The 17,622-nt window shown below is 38.9% G+C and carries 22 protein-coding genes; 8 read left to right on the top strand and 14 right to left on the bottom strand.

Going from position 1 to position 17,622, the window contains the following annotated elements:
- Both gldI and R3X28_RS14075 read right to left on the bottom strand, forming a co-directional pair.
- A complete protein-coding gene (gene gldI, locus R3X28_RS14070) occupies positions 1-555 on the bottom strand; it encodes a gliding motility-associated peptidyl-prolyl isomerase GldI (protein WP_317665094.1) in 555 nt (184 codons plus the stop codon).
- On the bottom strand, positions 552-1,568 hold the full coding sequence (locus R3X28_RS14075; RefSeq protein ID WP_317665096.1) for a bifunctional oligoribonuclease/PAP phosphatase NrnA: 1,017 nt from the start codon (positions 1,566-1,568) through the stop codon (positions 552-554). Before R3X28_RS14075 ends, gldI begins: the two co-directional genes overlap by 4 nt.
- A gap of 338 nt (positions 1,569-1,906) precedes the next feature.
- On the opposite strand from R3X28_RS14075, the gene R3X28_RS14080 reads away from it, so the two are divergent.
- Positions 1,907-2,326, top strand: a complete 420-nt coding sequence (locus R3X28_RS14080) for a nucleoside-diphosphate kinase (RefSeq protein ID WP_154365100.1) — start codon at positions 1,907-1,909, stop codon at positions 2,324-2,326.
- Between the two features lie 75 nt (positions 2,327-2,401).
- Here the strand turns inward: R3X28_RS14080 and R3X28_RS14085 are convergent, their stop codons facing one another.
- The 3 genes from R3X28_RS14085 to recF are packed head-to-tail and all read right to left on the bottom strand — an operon-like array spanning position 2,402 to position 4,199.
- Positions 2,402-2,698 (bottom strand): DUF721 domain-containing protein, encoded by a 297-nt coding sequence (locus tag R3X28_RS14085; RefSeq protein ID WP_154365098.1) that lies wholly within the window; start codon positions 2,696-2,698, stop codon positions 2,402-2,404.
- Positions 2,698-3,117, bottom strand: coding sequence for a hypothetical protein (locus tag R3X28_RS14090; RefSeq protein ID WP_317665097.1), 420 nt, complete (start codon positions 3,115-3,117; stop codon positions 2,698-2,700). Before R3X28_RS14090 ends, R3X28_RS14085 begins: the two co-directional genes overlap by 1 nt.
- On the bottom strand, positions 3,114-4,199 hold the full coding sequence (gene recF / locus R3X28_RS14095; protein WP_317665099.1) for a DNA replication/repair protein RecF: 1,086 nt from the start codon (positions 4,197-4,199) through the stop codon (positions 3,114-3,116). The genes R3X28_RS14090 and recF overlap by 4 nt, the downstream gene beginning before the upstream one ends.
- A gap of 124 nt (positions 4,200-4,323) precedes the next feature.
- Here recF and R3X28_RS14100 point away from each other — a divergent pair, with 124 nt between their 5' ends.
- The 7 genes from R3X28_RS14100 (at position 4,324) to R3X28_RS14130 (ending at position 10,493) form a co-directional block, all read left to right on the top strand.
- Entirely contained in the window at positions 4,324-5,091 is a 768-nt protein-coding gene (locus tag R3X28_RS14100; RefSeq protein ID WP_317665101.1) for a tetratricopeptide repeat protein, read from the top strand.
- Complete coding sequence (gene ribH, locus R3X28_RS14105) at positions 5,091-5,573, top strand: 6,7-dimethyl-8-ribityllumazine synthase (RefSeq protein ID WP_317665103.1); 483 nt, start codon at positions 5,091-5,093, stop codon at positions 5,571-5,573. The genes R3X28_RS14100 and ribH overlap by 1 nt, the downstream gene beginning before the upstream one ends.
- Positions 5,574-5,696: 123 nt before the next feature.
- Positions 5,697-5,996 carry a riboflavin synthase subunit beta gene (locus tag R3X28_RS14110; protein ID WP_154365088.1) on the top strand — a complete coding sequence of 100 codons (300 nt, stop codon included), beginning with the start codon at positions 5,697-5,699 and terminating at the stop codon, positions 5,994-5,996.
- Positions 5,996-7,852 carry a DNA mismatch repair endonuclease MutL gene (gene mutL / locus R3X28_RS14115; RefSeq protein WP_317665106.1) on the top strand — a complete coding sequence of 619 codons (1,857 nt, stop codon included), beginning with the start codon at positions 5,996-5,998 and terminating at the stop codon, positions 7,850-7,852. The genes R3X28_RS14110 and mutL overlap by 1 nt, the downstream gene beginning before the upstream one ends.
- Positions 7,853-8,596, top strand: coding sequence for a rhomboid family intramembrane serine protease (locus R3X28_RS14120; protein WP_154365084.1), 744 nt, complete (start codon positions 7,853-7,855; stop codon positions 8,594-8,596).
- A 2-nt stretch (positions 8,597-8,598) separates the two neighbouring features.
- A complete protein-coding gene (locus R3X28_RS14125) occupies positions 8,599-9,471 on the top strand; it encodes a rhomboid family intramembrane serine protease (RefSeq protein ID WP_317665108.1) in 873 nt (290 codons plus the stop codon).
- A gap of 2 nt (positions 9,472-9,473) precedes the next feature.
- On the top strand, positions 9,474-10,493 hold the full coding sequence (locus tag R3X28_RS14130) for an endonuclease/exonuclease/phosphatase family protein (RefSeq protein ID WP_317665109.1): 1,020 nt from the start codon (positions 9,474-9,476) through the stop codon (positions 10,491-10,493).
- Here R3X28_RS14130 and R3X28_RS14135 read toward each other — a convergent pair.
- The 9 genes from R3X28_RS14135 to udk form a co-directional block, all read right to left on the bottom strand.
- On the bottom strand, positions 10,473-10,796 hold the full coding sequence (locus tag R3X28_RS14135) for a DUF6122 family protein (protein ID WP_246200133.1): 324 nt from the start codon (positions 10,794-10,796) through the stop codon (positions 10,473-10,475). The genes R3X28_RS14130 and R3X28_RS14135 overlap by 21 nt on opposite strands.
- Positions 10,789-11,424 (bottom strand): WbqC family protein, encoded by a 636-nt coding sequence (locus R3X28_RS14140; protein ID WP_317665111.1) that lies wholly within the window; start codon positions 11,422-11,424, stop codon positions 10,789-10,791. Before R3X28_RS14140 ends, R3X28_RS14135 begins: the two co-directional genes overlap by 8 nt.
- A 62-nt stretch (positions 11,425-11,486) precedes the next feature.
- Complete coding sequence (lepB, locus tag R3X28_RS14145; protein ID WP_317665112.1) at positions 11,487-13,229, bottom strand: signal peptidase I; 1,743 nt, start codon at positions 13,227-13,229, stop codon at positions 11,487-11,489.
- A 94-nt stretch (positions 13,230-13,323) separates the two neighbouring features.
- Positions 13,324-14,025, bottom strand: a complete 702-nt coding sequence (gene dapB, locus R3X28_RS14150; RefSeq protein ID WP_317665114.1) for a 4-hydroxy-tetrahydrodipicolinate reductase — start codon at positions 14,023-14,025, stop codon at positions 13,324-13,326.
- A gap of 4 nt (positions 14,026-14,029) precedes the next feature.
- Positions 14,030-14,677 carry a DUF5683 domain-containing protein gene (locus R3X28_RS14155; RefSeq protein ID WP_282056551.1) on the bottom strand — a complete coding sequence of 216 codons (648 nt, stop codon included), beginning with the start codon at positions 14,675-14,677 and terminating at the stop codon, positions 14,030-14,032.
- Positions 14,670-15,572: a ParB/RepB/Spo0J family partition protein gene (locus R3X28_RS14160; RefSeq protein WP_282056552.1), complete on the bottom strand. Its 903-nt coding sequence runs from the start codon at positions 15,570-15,572 to the stop codon at positions 14,670-14,672. Before R3X28_RS14160 ends, R3X28_RS14155 begins: the two co-directional genes overlap by 8 nt.
- Complete coding sequence (locus R3X28_RS14165; protein ID WP_154365071.1) at positions 15,573-16,346, bottom strand: ParA family protein; 774 nt, start codon at positions 16,344-16,346, stop codon at positions 15,573-15,575.
- A gap of 214 nt (positions 16,347-16,560) precedes the next feature.
- Positions 16,561-16,893, bottom strand: a complete 333-nt coding sequence (locus R3X28_RS14170) for an FtsB family cell division protein (RefSeq protein WP_154365069.1) — start codon at positions 16,891-16,893, stop codon at positions 16,561-16,563.
- A 6-nt stretch (positions 16,894-16,899) separates the two neighbouring features.
- The gene (gene udk / locus R3X28_RS14175; RefSeq protein WP_154365067.1) at positions 16,900-17,508 is read right to left on the bottom strand and encodes a uridine kinase; all 609 of its coding nucleotides are present in this window, start codon (positions 17,506-17,508) and stop codon (positions 16,900-16,902) included.
- Positions 17,509-17,622 lie beyond the last annotated feature (114 nt).

Here is a 17,622-nt window from a genome sequence, read left to right on the forward strand (position 1 = left end):
TCAGTTTAATTTTTGAATACTATCTTGTTGTTTTTGAATTTTTAATAAGGTAACCGTGGCCTTTATGGGTACGTTTACCCCTATTTCACGTTCATCCCCGTGATAGCCATAGGCTAGGGAAGAAGGGAATAGGAAGGTAGCGGTCTCGTTTTCCTTCAATAATTTTATACTGTTCCGTAGTCCGGGGAAAAGTTCTTGTTTATCTACTTTGTAATTGAAAACACCAATTTCTTCTTGGGTGTATATGGTGTCGTTGTTGAACCCTATTACGTTGTAGGTCATGGTAACAAGGTCATCGGGTTGTGGGGTATAATCGGCCTGATCGTTCTTTTGTTCATAATAATACCAAGTTCCGGTATTGCTATGGTTGTATTCGTGAAGTGAATCCTTTTTAATGATTTCATTAATCATGCTTTCTTCCAAGGCCAACAATTTTTTACTACGTTCAATAGAGGAATTGATGTGGCCACTTTTCGTTTGTACGGGCCGTCTGGGTTCGGGACTTCCGCAACCGAATAGTAATAGGGCCGTCAAAAATAAGGAAAACTGTTTCATGGGTTTAATTGGGTCTTATATTCTTTTAAAAGCGATACAAAATATTCAGCGGTTTCCTTTAAAGGTATATCGCTGCGTCCTCCGGCTGCATTGGTATGCCCGCCTCCATTAAAATGCTTTCTGGCAAATTCGTTTACAGAGAATTCCCCTTCCGATCGGAATGATATTTTAATAATGCCTTCTTCCCTGTTTTCTATGAAGATCACGGCAAAACGTATGCCGTGAAGGGTAAGTCCGTAATTCACGAATCCTTCGGTATCGCCTTTTTGAAAACCGTACGTATCCAGTTCATCTTGGCTGAGGGTTATATAGGCCGTATTATATTCTTCCAAAATAACCATGTTCTTTAGGGCGCAACCCAAAAGATGCAATCGGTTTGGTGTATTGGTATCGAAAACAAGATTGTGTGCCTTTGTGTTTTCCGCTCCTTTATCGATCAAGTTAGCGACTACACGATGGGTTCTACTTGTTGTGGACGAATATTTGAACGAACCCGTATCGGTCATTATCCCCGTATAAAGGCAGATTGCCATTTCTGGGGTGATCTTGTCCTCATCCCTTAAAAACTCAATAAAGTTGTAGACCATTTCACAGGTAGAGCTCATTAAGACATCCGAATACATATATTGTGCATAATCGGCAGGTGCTTGGTGGTGGTCTATCATGACGAAAGTGGCGTCGCTTTCAATTAGAACGGGTTCCATTTGTGCAATACGCCCCAGATGGTTGAAATCCAAGGTAAAGATTATCGTAGCCTCATTGATCAGTGCTTTCGATTGGGAATTTTCCTTTTCAAAATTCATGATCTCATCTTGGCCGGGCATCCATTTTAGAAACTTTGGAAAGTCATTCGGAACTATGATCTGGGCGTTCTGTCCCCTATTCTTTAGGTAATGCCATAAGGCCAATGTTGAGCCAATGGCATCCCCATCGGGATTCTTATGGGGTATGATTACTATTTTCTGGGGTTCGGAAAGCAGCTTTGCTACCGCGTTTATGTCCTCTAAATTCATGCCACCAAATATAGTAATATAGCATGGACTTTCATCACAATGACCTATTTTTACATAGTATAAGCCCATCAAGAAAATGAATCGATTTCTTTTCCTATTAGTGGTAAGCTTACTTTTGGTAAGTTGCAAACCAAAACAGGGATTCGGTCTTCATATTTCCGACCCCGATACATTCATCGTAGCTTTTGGTTCTTGCAACCTACATGATGAAACCAATCATTAATGGGTAATGTTTTGGAGGCAAGGCCATTTGCTGGCTCAAATGTAGCAATCATATTAATTTAAGTAGCTTTAGGATTTTTGGGAATTAAACGTATTTTTGACAAAATTTTTTAAAAATGACAACAAATAGAACTTTTACGATGATCAAACCCGATGCGGTTGAAAAAGGACACATTGGAGCCATCCTTGAGAAAATCAATTCTGCGGGATTCAAAATCGTAGCCATGAAATTTACCCAGTTGAGCAAGGGCGATGCTGAAAAATTTTATGAAATACATAATGAACGTCCGTTTTTTGCTGATTTGGTCCAATTTATGACCCGGGGTCCTATCGTAGCCGCTATTTTGGAAAAGGAAAATGCCGTTGAGGATTTTAGGGCTTTAATCGGTGCCACCAATCCGGCCGAAGCTGCAGAAGGTACCATTCGTAAAATGTTTGCTACCAGTATTTCGGAAAATGCGGTGCATGGATCGGATAGTGATGAAAATGCAGCAATAGAAGGTGCTTTTCATTTTTCAGGAAGGGAAGTTTACTAAACCCAGAAGACTTTTAAATTCAAATAAAACCTGCAGGGATACCAATTTAATGGTATTTCCTTGCAGGTTTTTCTTTTATCGCAGTATTATTTTCTTGACAAGGTCTTTTCCGAGTTCCTCATTCAACATTTGTACTATTTTAGATTTCCCCAAACTCAACTCTTCACGCAAAACCGATGAGGATAAGGAAACATATAGTGTCTCATTACGAAGTTCAATGGCCGTAGTATAATTGTTTACACCATTACCCATTAAATTTACCCAAGCTTCACGGGCATTCACTTTGTCAATGCCTTTCTGAAGTTTGTTCTTCTGTATAAAATCATTAAGGGCGTCGCGTAATGGTACGTTGTCTTTTTTTTGTGCTGTCATTATTTTTGAACGTTTATGGGTTGAAAACGTTTATAGGTATAAGTAATATTGTCAGTGTTTGTAACTGAAAATGAATCCGCCTGTAATGAATTGAGTTTTTCTGTCCATTCACTCAATTCGGTTTTGTAATGAAATTCATATCCCTCCGGTTTTTCGATCAATTCGAAATGTTCCGAATCGTTGGAAGTGTCATAGGTTCCATCGAGTTGGGGATATACCTTTTTCCTGAATCCTGAATGATCTTTAATTTGAATATAATCAACGGTGGTATTTACCGAATATGCCTTGGTATCGCCATTCGGCAAGTTAACCTGTTCTATTTCCCAGTAACCGTTCAATAAGGTTAGATCTTCTGTCGAGACTTTTTCTTTACATGATGAAAGTATCAATATGATACCGAAAAATAAAATTCGCTTCATGATTCCAGTTTAAATATTTTGTAAGATTGATGTATGTTCTTAATAATGTTTTCGGTGCGTTCGGCATGGGTGTCACTGATAAAGATCTGACCAAAATTCTCATTGTCAACAAGGCCTACAATGTGGGCGACCCGATTTTCATCCAACTTATCAAAAATATCATCCAATAAAAGGATCGGAGTGGTTTTGGCCTGCTCTTTTATAAAATGGAACTGGGCGAATTTCAGAGCGATTAAAAACGATTTCTGTTGGCCTTGACTGCCGAATTTTTTAATGGGGTGGCCGGCAATCTCAAAACTCAGATCGTCTTTATGTATCCCTACGGATGTATACTGTAATATACGGTCCTTTTCCAGGCTCTCAGACAATAATGTGAGTAGGTCTTTCTGTTGTAACTTACTGTCATAATTCAACATTACCTCTTCATTACCGCCGGAAATGGCATTGTATTGTTCCTTGAAAATAGGTATAAATGCCTCAATGAATTTTTGGCGCTTGTTGAATATTTTTGTGCCGTAGTTGTTTAATTGTTCGTCATAGACCTGTAGGGTGGCTTGATCAAAAGTGCGGTTGGCCACAAAGTATTTCAGTAAGGAGTTACGCTGTAGCAGCACCTTGTTATATTTTATAAGTGTCTGTAAGTACTCTTTGTCGGATTGTGAAATGACCCCGTCAATGAATTTTCTACGTGTATCGCTACCTTCAATAATCAAATCCCGGTCTGCCGGTGAAATAATGACCAAGGGCAATAACCCAATATGGTCCGATAGACGATCATAGGCCTTTCCGTTTCGTTTTATGATTTTTTTCATGCCTTTTTTAAGGCTGCAAACAATTTTTTCCTCCCGATCCGATTTTTCGAATTCACCCTCAATAACGAAAAATTCTTCCCCGTGTTTAATGTTTTGGGTGGCTACAGGATTAAAATAACCTTTACCAAAGGTGAGATGGTAAATGGCATCCAAGGCATTGGTTTTCCCAATTCCATTAGGGCCAGCAAAGCAATTGATCTTTACGTCGAAATCAAATGTCTGTGTGTCAAAATTCTTATAATTGATGAGCGATAATCTCTTAAGAAACATTATGGAAACCTCGGTTTTTTAAAAAATGGAACAAGGGTATCTTGCAAAATATCAAAAATAACGAATAAATACCGCTTCGGATTTCAATAAAAACTTTATTTTTGCGCGATTAATAAAATTACCAATGGCAACATATAAAAAGAGGGGTTACAAACCTAAAAATAAAGTTGAAGAGCAAAAATTCGATGAACAGGAAAGTACAACGGCCGAGGTGTTCAGTACCTTGGACGAAAGTGCTTCGAAAACCGAGGAGTGGGTTTCCAAAAACCAGAATTACATCCTAGGGGTCATTGGTCTCATTGCCGTTGCCGTTTTGGGTTATTTGGCATATATCCAATTTATTCAAAAACCTAAGGATGCCGAAGCGACCAATGAGTTGTTATATCCACAACAATATTTTGAACAAGCCCTGAATACCACCACAGCAAAAGATTCTTTATATAACTTGGCATTGAACGGTGCAGAGGGTAAATATGGTTTCTTGGATATCATTGAAGAATATTCCGGTACAAAAGCGGCCAATTTGGCTAATTATTCTGCAGGAATGGCTTATTTGGATATGAACAATTATCAGGAAGCAATTGATCATTTGGAAAAATTCTCTTCCGATGACGCTATTTTAGGGGCCCTTGCGAAAGGTGGATTGGGAGATGCGTTCATGCAATTGGAACAACCTGAGGATGCCTTGGGCTATTATGAAAGTGCGGTCAAACATAGTAATAATGACTTTACCACACCTAAATTCCTCTATAAATCCGGTGTTACGGCTTTGGAATTGAAGCAAAACGATAAGGCCTTGAAATATTTTCAGAGAATAAAGGACGAGTTTCCTAAATCAGATGCCGCCAATACCATTGATGCTTTTATTGCAATGGCCAAAAGCACAAATTAATGGCTACAGAGAATAAGAATTTATCCGAATACGATAAAGCAACGATCCCAAATGCGAAAAACCTTCGCTTTGGGATTGTTGTTTCTGAATGGAATTCCCAAATTACTGAGGGTCTGTATGAAGGGGCGTTAGAAGCCTTGGTCGATTGCGGGGCTATTAAAGAAAATGTCATTCGTTGGAATGTGCCCGGTAGCTTTGAACTTACTTATGGTTCAAAAAAAATGATCGAAACCCAGCAGGTAGATGCGGTCATTGCCATAGGTAGCGTAATACAAGGTGAAACCAAACATTTTGATTTTGTTTGCAGTGCCACGGCCCAAGGTATAAAGGATTTGAATGTCTTGCACGACACACCCGTAATCTTTTGTGTACTTACCGATAACAACATGCAACAAGCCATTGACCGTAGTGGTGGCAAACATGGTAACAAAGGTGCAGAGGCGGCTGTTGCAGCTATAAAAATGGCTGTTTTGGGCCAATAAGGTTCCAGGTTTTATTACCTAACACCAAAAATAAATTCCGGCAATTTCCCATTTTTAGGCTGTTAACAAATTTTGGGAATACCTATACCGCATTTTTTTTGATTTTAAGTAACTTTGAAAACAATGGGTATTCTAAAGAAATTTACAAGAATCAGTAAGAATAGAAAGTACGACTATAAACCTCGTTTCTATGATGATAAGGGTAAAGGAAACCCTTTTAAAATAGAATCGAAGTTCGATAAGTTCCGTAGTACCGTAGATACCCCGAGGGGAATCAAAGGTAAGTTCAATTCGGCCATCGATGATATGAAAACGGAGGGAGACCGTAATATGAAGATGCGTTTAATTATAATTTTGGCGGTTTTGATACTTGTTTTCCTGTATATAATCGATTTTGACATCTCCATATTCTATAAGCGATAATGGCAGATATCATTAAACTTTTACCCGACCATGTTGCTAATCAGATTGCAGCAGGTGAGGTGGTACAACGACCCGCATCCGTAGTCAAGGAATTATTGGAAAATGCCATAGACGCCGGTGCAGATTCTATAAAACTTATTATAAAGGATGGTGGTAAGAACCTTATTCAGGTCATTGATGACGGAATAGGGATGTCTCCGACCGATGCCCGAATGGGTTTCGAAAGGCACGCTACTTCCAAAATACAAAAGGCCGAAGACCTTTTCCGTTTAAATACAAAAGGGTTTAGGGGTGAAGCCTTGGCATCAATAGCGGCAATAGCCCATGTTGAAGTGCAGACAAAGCCCGAACAGGATGAAATGGCGACCCATTTACGAATAGAAGGCAGTGAGATAAAGTTCCAAGAAGTTTGTGTGGCCCCTAAGGGCACCTCAATGTCGGTTAAGAACTTGTTTTTCAATATTCCCGCCAGACGTAATTTTCTCAAATCGAATCAAGTTGAACTACGGCACATTACAGATGAATTTCATCGGGTAGCCATGGCCCATCCGAATATCGCCTTTAATTTTTATAATAACGGTAGTGAGCTTTTTAATTTGCCAAAAGCGAACCAAAGGCAAAGGATCGTGCATATTTTCGGCAGTAAGACCAATGAGAAATTGGTGCCCGTAAATGAAGAGACGCAGGTAGTCAAAATATCGGGTTTCATAAATAAACCTGAATTTGCCAAGAGAAGTAGGGGAGAACAGTTTTTCTTTGTAAACAACCGATTTATAAAAAGTCCGTATTTACATCATGCGGTATTGGCAGCATTTGAAGGTTTGATAAAATCGGATTCTTATCCGGGGTATTTCCTTTATTTGGATGTTGACCCGGCTTCTATCGATATCAATATACATCCAACGAAAACAGAAGTTAAGTTTGATGATGAGCATACCTTATATGCTATTCTAAGATCCACTATAAAACACAGTTTGGGACAGTTCAACGTTGTACCTGCGCTGGATTTTGATCAGGATCAGAACCTGGAAACCCCATACAATTACAGGGATAAGAATGCCGTACAGCCTAACGTAAGCGTAGATAGGGCATTCAATCCTTTTCAAGAAGTTGCAAATTCGACAAAACCTGCGGGAACTAAATCCTATAAAAATCAGAATACCGAAGGATGGGAGAATTTATATGTGGGGTTAGAGTCCAAGGTTGGCCAGGATGATGGTTTCAGCAGTGTAAAATTCGAATCTGAATCCAATACAGGTAGTTTTTTTGAGTCACATCAAGAAAGCCTGGAATCTATTGCCACTACTTTTCAATTGAGAAGAAAATATATTGTCACCACTATTAAATCAGGTATGGTGGTCATTGATCAGAGTAGGGCCCATCAAAGGGTGCTATATGAGCAGTTTTTAAAGAATATAACCGTGAATGAAGCGGTAAGCCAACAATTGTTGTTTCCCTTGCAATTATCCTTTTCAAAGAGCGATATTGATATTTTGAAGGAAATAAAAGATAGTTTAACAAGTATTGGTTTTATATTTTCACATATTAATGGGGAAGAAGTACGTATAACCGGTGTACCTCCTTTAGTATCGGAGAGTGAGGTTGGCATGGTTTTGGATCAATTGATTTCCGATTTCCAAATGCAGGTTACCGAGGATAGTTTTTCCCAAACCGATATATTGGCGAAGACCTTGGCAAAGACTTTATCGGTTAAAACGGGGGAAGTGTTGAACAACACCTCACAATTGGCATTGGTTAATGATTTATTCGCTTGTAAGGAATCTCGATGGAGTCCGTTTAACAAACCGGTATATGTGACCATTACCGAAAATGATATTGATAAAAAATTTATTTAGATGGGTAGGATAACAGATGCTATAAAGCATTTATTGATAATAAACGTACTTTTTTTCGTGGCCACTTCGCTTTACGGGGATCAGATGTACGAATGGTTCTCGCTTTGGTTTCCAAAGAATGGGAATTTTGGATTATGGCAATTGGTCACCCACATGTTCATGCATGGCGGCATAGCGCATATTGGGTTCAATATGTATGCACTTTGGGCGTTTGGAACACCTTTGGAACGTATGTGGGGTAGGAACAAATTCCTGTTTTTTTATTTTTCGGCAGGATTAGGGGCTGCATTGATCCATACAGGTGTGAATTATTATTATTTTAATGAAGGTATGCAAGCTTTGGTGAATTCAGGGATTGCAAAAAGCCAGGTTATGGAGATTATCTCAGGAGGACAATATAGTCCGGCATGGTATGATATTGCTTCGAAAAGTACGATTGATAATTTCCTTAGTGCTTATAATACTCCCGCAGTCGGTGCTTCAGGAGCCATTTATGGGGTTTTGGTGGCGTTTGGTATGTCGTACCCTAACAGTGAACTGTTTCTTATTTTCTTGCCCATACCCATTAAAGCGAAAATATTTATTCCGGTTTTAATCGCTTTGGATCTTTTCTCCGGAGTAACCGGTTATGGTATTTTTGGTCAAGGCATAGCCCATTTCGCCCATGTTGGGGGAGCTATAGCCGGATTTATTATGATGTGGTACTGGAAGAAAAACCAGTTCAATAATAATCGTTGGAATTAGAAATGAATACAGGTAATTTAAGATATCATTATGCCAGATTGTCCATTGCGGAGAAATTGATCGTGGTTAATGTTTTGGTGTTCATCGTAAACGGATTGTTTACGTTATTGTTCCGAACAAACCCAGACATTCTAGTGCAATGGTTTCAGTTGCCCAAAGATTTTTTCGATTTTTTAATGCAACCATGGTCGCTTGTTACTTATTCCTTTTTTCATGCAGGGATTGGCCATATTTTCTGGAATATGCTGGTGCTGTATTATGTGGGACGCATATTTTTAAACTTGTTCAACGGAAGAAGGTTTTTGAATGTCTATTTTTTGGGCGTTATATTGGGTGGACTGTTCTTTATGGTCGGTTATAATGTTTTTCCGGCGTTTTTTAAGGTCAATGCCGCATTGATTGGAGCTTCCGCAGGGGTAAGGGCCATATTGATTTTTATATGTGCTTATATTCCCAACCAAGAGGTCAGATTGATTTTCTTTAATCTTAAACTTTGGTATTTAGGAGCATTTATCGTAGTCATGGATTTGGTGCAATTATCAATGGGTATGAATCCGGGCGGTAACTTTTCGCATTTGGGAGGAGCCTTGTTGGGGTATATTTATGCTCGACAATTATTGAACGGTAAAGACATTGGTGAAGGATTTTCCAAAATGGTAGATAGTGTTATCAATCTATTTAAAAAGTCCGAGAAAAAGGCGCCAATGAAAACAGTTTATCGCAATACCAAAACAACTTCTTCGAGTAAAAAGTATAAGAAGGAAAGCCATCAGAGAAAGATAGATACCATTTTGGACAAGATCAGTAAATCAGGTTACGAAAGCCTGTCGAAAGATGAAAAGGATTTTTTGTTTCAAGCCGGTAAAGAGGATTAATTTTGGGAAAAGGTCTTAGTAAGTTCAACAAACTGGTATTTTTCTTAAATGTCCTAGCGGCTTTGTTCATGCTGCTTGCATGTATTTCGCATTTTATAAGTTGGGGTGTTTTCTCCTTCCTTACATTTCCCAGTCTTTTCCTTCCCTATTTAGTTGTGGCCAATGCATTTTTTCTTGTGTATTGGGCGCTTAAGGGAAAAAGACAAATACTTTTACCGATTTTGATACTCTTGTTCGGATACTTTACCCAAGATTCATTTTTTAAGATTTTAGATGCCAATGACGAACTTGAAGAAGGAGATATAAAAATATTGACATTTAATGTTGGGGGATTTAATGGTATCGAAGGGATGAGAAATCCTATACCAAAAGAGAGAATCATCAATTTCATTAATCGGCAAAATGCAGATATCTTATGCCTTCAGGAATTTGATAGTAGAATTAGGAAAAAGTTTAATCATTACCCGTATAGATTTATTATACCAAATGAGTCAGACAAAAGTCCACAAACTATTTTTTCAAAATATCCTATTATCAATAAGGGGGCATTTAATTTCCCCGATTCGGCCAATGATGGTATTTATGCAGATATTTTGAAGGGAACAGATACTTTAAGGGTTTATAACATTCATCTACAATCCTATAAAGTAAGGCCGCGTTCATTTAAAAGGGAAGCACCTGATAGATTGTTCAATCGCTTGAATAAGTCCTTTCAAAAACAACAGCAACAGGCTAATTTGGTTAAAGAACATGCCAATCAAGTACGCTATAAAAAAATTATATGTGGCGATTTCAACAATACACAGTTCTCCAGTGTTTATGCCACTATTAAAGGTGATATGAAAGATTCGTTTCAAGAAAAGGGGATTGGCCTAGGTAACACTTATACTTTTAAATTCTTACCTTTTCGTATTGATTTTATCTTGACCGATCCTGAATTAGAAATAACCTCCCACAAAAACTTTGATGTACGTTTGTCAGATCACACTCCCGTTATGGCTTCATTCCGATTGAAGGAATAACATAATGCAGTCAACGGTATCTGCTAAAATATGAATCATCAAAGCAAGCCCGAGAATCCGTGTTTTTTTGAAAAATAAAAATAAGGTGTACATGAAAATGGCCCAATAGCTATGAAGGGGGTGGAAACCAATACTGCATCTATTTGAATCAAATATCGGAGTGGCCAATAAGTGGTCCACATCGATCAGGATGCCCAATAATAGAAAGAGGGCAATTTTTAGACTTTGTCCCTTAAAAAAATAGAAAGCAACAATGATGGGGACAAGGAAGTGTATGCCATAGTGTAGTGTGAACCTAAGCATTTAAAAAGTCAAGATTGAAATTTTTAAGATAGGTCAAAGCATTGGTGCCTTCATTAAAAAGTAGGTCTAGAACACTGGTGTTTTTTACAAATCCATGTCTATCACTAAATACCTGCTCATAAGGTTCTTGTAAAAAACCTTGTTCTTGTTTGGATCTTACCAAGAATCGACCGTCCGAAACTTCATCCGTTACGGTTATTTCATACGACGCTGTTCGGGCCATTCCCGTATCAATTTGTAAACATGAATTTATGACCTGAATGGCATTCAGGTTAAAATCCAACAAAAACTCATAGGAATTATCGAAAACCGCATGAAGCTCGTCTTCATAAAATTCAAAAAAGGGAGAAGTGCGATAGGCGGTTTCAAGGGTACGCCAATGTTGTCGTTGCCATTGGTAATCGTTGTCCAACCGTACATCTTTATATTTTTGTCTGCCATGATTGCCCCCGACGTGTTTAACCGGGATACTCATTAGGTGTCGGCCGCGATCCGTACAGATATAGCAACGGTTCCTATAGGTTTGTTTTTGGTAATTATCCTCGACTTCCCAGATTACATCTTTTTGTGCCATTATAGCACAAGTAACTATATTGGGAAAATATGTAGGATGAATCAGGGTTTTCACTTTGTACTAATATTTTATTGAATAGATTCTTTTATTCTGGCTTAGAAACTTTCAAATTGGTATTAGTCGTTAGCTTTCTTTCTTCTTTTCCTGAAAAAATCGAAGACGAACCAACCGGCCAATGCCAAAAGAAAATATTTAAAGTAGGAAACAGGTTCGCCAGAACCATTAACGGTCGTAAATACACGGTCCCAACGAATACTCCAATTACGCCAACCGTCCCTAAAGTTGTCGATACTCATCCAAATGAAAATCGGCGTACCTACAATATGGTTTTCCGGTACATAGCCCCACGTTCTACTGTCTTCGGAATGATCTCGGTTGTCACCCATCATCCAGTAATAATCCTGTTTAAAGGTGTAGGTGTCGGTCGGTTTTCCATTAATACTAATTTCCCTCCCATTAACGGATAAGGTATTTCCTTCATAATCCTTTATGATTTTTTTATAAAGGGGAAGAACCTCAAGGTTCAAGTCCACGGTTTTACCTTTTTCCGGTAGGTAAATAGGGCCGAAGTTGTCGTTGTTCCATGCATAGGAATTATCCTGGGGAAATATATTGTAACCTTTTTCCCCTTTTGGGGAAATGATTTTAACCACTGAATCCAATGCGGCATTGTTCTTCAACTTTTCTGCCAGGTCTTCAGTAATGGTCAATAGGCGCTGTCTATCGGTCTGTTCTTTTAAGGACAATCCAGCACTTCTGATTACGTTAGTTGGAATTCCTAAATGATTCGTAATAAGTTCTATGTTTCCGGATTCAGCCCGTCTACTTCCTAGTAAGTAGGGCATAATCACATTCAATTGGTTTTGGTTGATTTGGGATGTGACATAAATACGATTAAAATCGGTTACACCAAGTTCTTTTAAAAGCCTCGAGGAAACCCCTTTTTGGGAATAGGCCATGTAGTCGTATTGAGGTTTGGCCCTGTCCGGTAAAACGGTCTGCTTCCCATTTATATAGACATAACCATCGATTACGGCCAATGAATCACCAGGGATACCTACACAGCGCTTCACATAATTCGATTTTTTATCGATCGGTTTTTTTACTCCCCTTTCTTTTTTGAAAAACCGGTATACCGTATCCGCTGGCCAACTGAATACCACAATGTCATTCCTATCTATTTTTGTTACACCTGGCAACCTTAAATATGGCAGGTGGGTTTTGTTCAATAGCGAAGTTTTATAGGTTTTTGGGTCCACATCCGCTACATAAGACCGTATGCCCAAACCAGGAATGGTGTCGTGCACCATAGGGGCTGCAATAGTGGTCATGGGAACCCTTGCACCGTAATGGAACTTACTAACAAAAAGGAAATCACCGATTCGAAGTGTTTTTTCCAAAGAACCTGTGGGGATTACATAAGGTTGAATAAAATAGGTGTGAACCAATGTTGCGGCAACAACTGCAAAAACTATAGAGCTCACCCATTCTCCTAGTGCGGTTGTTGGATGCAAGCTACGATCTTTGATATGTTTCACATCCATCGTATAATTTACATAATAGATGTAAAAACCTAGTGTCAATACGACAAGCCAAGATTCCATCAGGCTTTTTCTGCCAAAGCTTCGAATGGTCTCTACCCATATCACCGGAAACATCAAAAGGTTGATGATGGGGATAAAAAGTAAGATGACCCACCATTTGGGGCGGTTGATTATCTGCATCAATACAATGCCATTATATATGGGAATTGCCGCTTCCCAAGCTTTTCTACCTGCTTTTACATATAATTTCCAAGTTCCTAGAAAATGAATGACCTGAATGATCAATATGAAAATAATCCACTGGGTACCGTTCATCTTTTTTATTTTTTATTGAAATGGGATGAATATTTTAGAAGTATTGATAACATCAATAATCCATAAGTCTTTTAGATCTTTTTTTGTTACGCTTTTAACCAAGGTTTAACACATCTCGCATAGAGAACACCCCTGTTTTGCCAATAATCCACTCCGATGCTATTACTGCTCCTAGGGCAAAACCTTCCCGATTATGTGCCGTATGTTTAATTTCGATGCTATCAACATCGCTACTATAGTCAACAACGTGTGTGCCGGGAACATCGTTCTCCCTAATTGCCTTGATCACTATCTCGTCTTCTTTACCTTGGTCAAGACTCCAGTTTTGATATTTGGAGTTGGCCAAGATACCTTCTGCCAAGGTAATCGCCGTGCCACTCGGGGCATCAAGTTTTTGTGTATGGTGTGTTTCTTCCATACTAACCTTATATTGGTCTAAATGCTGCATCATTTTGGCCAAATAGTTGTTCAGCTCAAAAAATATATTCACTCCCAAACTGTAGTTGGAGGCATAGATGAACGCCCCTTTTTTCTCTTGGCACAGGGCCACGGCTTTATCATAATCCTGCAACCAACCGGTCGTTCCGGAGATAATGGGTACATTGTGAGAAATGCATTGTTCAATGTTTTTATAAGCAGCGGAAGGCATACTGAAATCAATGGCCACATCCATTTGGGAAAAATCTATTTCTTTGGTGTCCACGTCTATTTTAGCCACAATTTTGTGTCCTCTATCCAAAGCGATTTTCTCAATCATCTTGCCCATTTTTCCGTATCCGAACAAGGCTATATTCATAAGTCTAAAATTTAATGGTAAAAGCGAGCCCGTAATTGGGGTCACTGGTAACGGGATTCAGATTTAAATATGGGTGTACATCAAGGCTTAAATCTTCATCAACGTTAAATTGTTTTAAATGGGCATCTACATTGGCGTCAATAATGTTCAAGGCATACATGGCAATGGTGAGTACCAACGATAAATCGCGATCACGTTGATAGTTCTCTTGTTGATATTCCAAATCGTCTGAATCCAAATCTGGGTCGGCCCCTTCGGCATTATCCCCGTTTATATCATAAAACTCATCATCTGTAAATCCTGCCAACCTTCTTTTGTACGCTGTTCTAAATCGCTTGTAATAATCGTCATTGTACTTGTAAGCATATACGCCAACGCCCAAAGCGGCGTAAACGATCGGTACTTTCCAATATCTTTTGTTGTATACTTGTCCCAACCCTGGAAGAACGGCTGAATAAAATGCGGCCTTACTTGGGGCCAAAGGATTTATTTCCTTTTTTTTCTCGACCATTATGTCCTGAACTACAATTCCTTCTTCCTTTAATTCAAGGTCGAGGGAATCCTTGGCTTTGGGAATGGAATCATTTTCCTGCCCTGAGGTAGTGAGGATGGCCAATATGAAAAATAATGGAGTAAGAAGGAATTTATTCACCTACGATTAATTTTTTAATACGTTGGAATTCTTCTTCGGAATTGAAAGGGATCATAATTTTACCTTTTCCGTTTTCCGTAGCATTTACGGTCACTTTAGCGGCTAAATGGTTGCCGAGTTCTTTTGAAGCTTTTTTGGTGAACGGTGGTGGGGCTGCATTTTTCTTTACTTGCTTTGTGGAACCGTTTCCTTCTTGATAAGCTTTTACGGCCCGTTCCGTGTCACGTACAGAAAGGTTTTCGCCGATAATTCTTTCGTATAAAGCGATTTGGTCGGTTTTTTTATCAATGTTAACCAATGCCCTTCCGTGGCCCATACTCATAAAACCATCCCTTATCCCTGTTTGTATGATGGGGTCTAACCGCAATAGACGCATATAATTGGTGATCGTGGATCTTTTCTTGCCCACACGTTCACTCAATTTTTCCTGTGTCAGTTGAATTTCATCTATTAATCGTTGATAGGAAAGTGCTATTTCGATAGGGTCTAGATCTTGTCTTTGAATGTTTTCGACCAAGGCCATTTCCAACGATTCTTGGTCATTGGCAATACGAATGTATGCGGGAATGGTTTCCAGCCCCACAATTTTCGATGCCCTAAAACGTCTTTCCCCGGATACCAACTGATATTTGTTGAAATCGAGTTTACGAACGGTTATGGGTTGTATTACACCAAGTTCGCGAATAGAGGAAGCAAGTTCCTCAAGGGCTTCGGTGTTAAAACTGGAACGAGGCTGAAAAGGGTTGACCTCAATGGCCGTAATGTCAAGTTCCACAATATTACCGACTACCTTATCGGCATTTTTATCCGAAACGGATTGTATATCATTCTCAGGGTCTTTTAACAGGGCGGAAAGTCCACGGCCCAGTGCCTGTTTTTTTGTTGCCTTCGCCATTTAAACGGTTTCCTTGTTTTTCTTCAATAATTCATTCGCCAAATTCAGGTAATTGGTCGCGCCTTTACTACTCGCATCATATTTAATAATGCTTTCGCCATAACTAGGGGCTTCACTCAAACGAACGTTCCTTTGTATAATGGTATCGAATACCATGTCGGAAAAGTGTTTGCGTACTTCTTCCACCACTTGGTTCGATAATCTAAGCCGGGAATCGAACATGGTTAATAAAAGCCCTTCGATATCCAATTCGGGATTATGTATTTTCTGTACACTTTTAATGGTGTTCAAAAGTTTCCCCAATCCTTCCAAAGCAAAATACTCACATTGTATCGGGATAATAACGGAGTCTGCGGCGGTCAAGGCGTTTAATGTCAATAGTCCTAAAGACGGGGCACAATCCACCAGAATGTAATCATAATCTTCTTTAAGCCCAACAATAGCCTTTTTCAACATATATTCCCTTTCATCCTTATCTACCAGTTCTATTTCAATGGCCACTAAGTCGATATGTGACGGAATCAGGTCCAAGTTCGGGGAATCCGTATGGATAATGGTTTCTTTGGCGGTTTTGGTGTGCTCAAGTAATTGATAGGTGCCTGTTTCGATTTCATCAACATTTATACCCAATCCTGATGTTGCATTGGCTTGGGGGTCCGCATCGATTAAGAGTACTTTTTTTTCCAGAACACCTAGTGAGGCCGCTAGGTTTACGGTAGTCGTAGTTTTTCCTACACCACCTTTCTGATTTGCTATAGCAATAATCTTGCCCATAATCATAGTAAGTTAGGGGTTAAAAATACAATTATTTATGGCGTTATAAAATGAATTTTGTTAACACAGGGTGAATAACGGGGTCTAGGGGCGTTAAATTGAGTTAAAGTTATAAATTTTGGATGTCCGGCACTCAAGAATTAAGGTGTTTTAAGGTTTTCAGCTGTGGGGTTATTCTGGGAATCCTGTTTTAAGTGAAAACATAGGTTACTTCCTATTTTTTGTTGTCAATATTCAGGCTGTCCTCATATTCAATCAGGTAGATCTCCTCATTCTTTCTTTTGAGATAGTATTGTTCCCTTGCAAATTTTTCGAGTTCATTGGTGTCAGATAATTTTTCAATGATTTTTTTGTCCTTTTCGATTTCGCTACGCAGGAATTGCTGGGTTTTTTCAAGATTTTTTATTTCTTTTCTCAATTCCCGATGGATCATGAAAGAATTGGTGTCGAAAAAAAGCATCCAGATAACGAAGACCGTAAGCACCAGAACGTAGATGTTCGTTAAGAAGGAAAACCATTTCTTTTTTTTAAGATCCTTGAAACCCATAGTGTTTTATACCAATTTTTCGGTAATGATGGTGCGTACTATATCAACGGCCACGGTATTGTATTTGTTGTTCGGAATAATGATGTCGGCATATTCCTTGGTCGGTTCAATGAATTGTAAATGCATGGGTTTAAGGGTAGATTGGTACTTGTCCAAAGTTTCGTTCATGTTCCAACCCCGTTCATTTACATCCCGTTTCAGTCTTCGGATCAAACGCTCATCCGAATCGGCATGTACATATATCTTAATATCCAACATTTCACGTATTTTGGGATTCGTCATGATTAAAATACCTTCTACGATCATTACCTTTCTTGCGTAGGTTTCAACGGTCTCGTCGGTCCTGTTACAATCAATGAACGAATAAACCGGCTGCTGTACCGATTGCCCTGATTTTAATGCTATTAAGTGTTCTTCCAATAAAGGGAAATCAATAGATTTCGGATGATCGAAATTGGTTTTTTTCCGTTCCGGTAACGGTAAGTGCGAAAGGTCGTTATAGTAAGAATCCTGAGAAATTACACCGACCTCATCGGTTGGTAATTCATTGATTATTTGATTGACCACTGTAGTTTTTCCACAGCCTGTACCTCCAGCAATCCCAATTATCAACATGTTTAGTTTTTTTGGCAAAAATAGCGATTTGGGACGAAAACCAAGCTTTGAAATTTGCTTCTTACCTGAACTTGGGCTTTTTTGATTCTTACAAGAGGTAAAATATTTGCTTGT

Origin of the sequence: Maribacter sp. TH_r10 (assembly GCF_033101095.1) — a bacterium.
GTDB lineage: Bacteria > Bacteroidota > Bacteroidia > Flavobacteriales > Flavobacteriaceae > Maribacter_A > Maribacter_A luteus.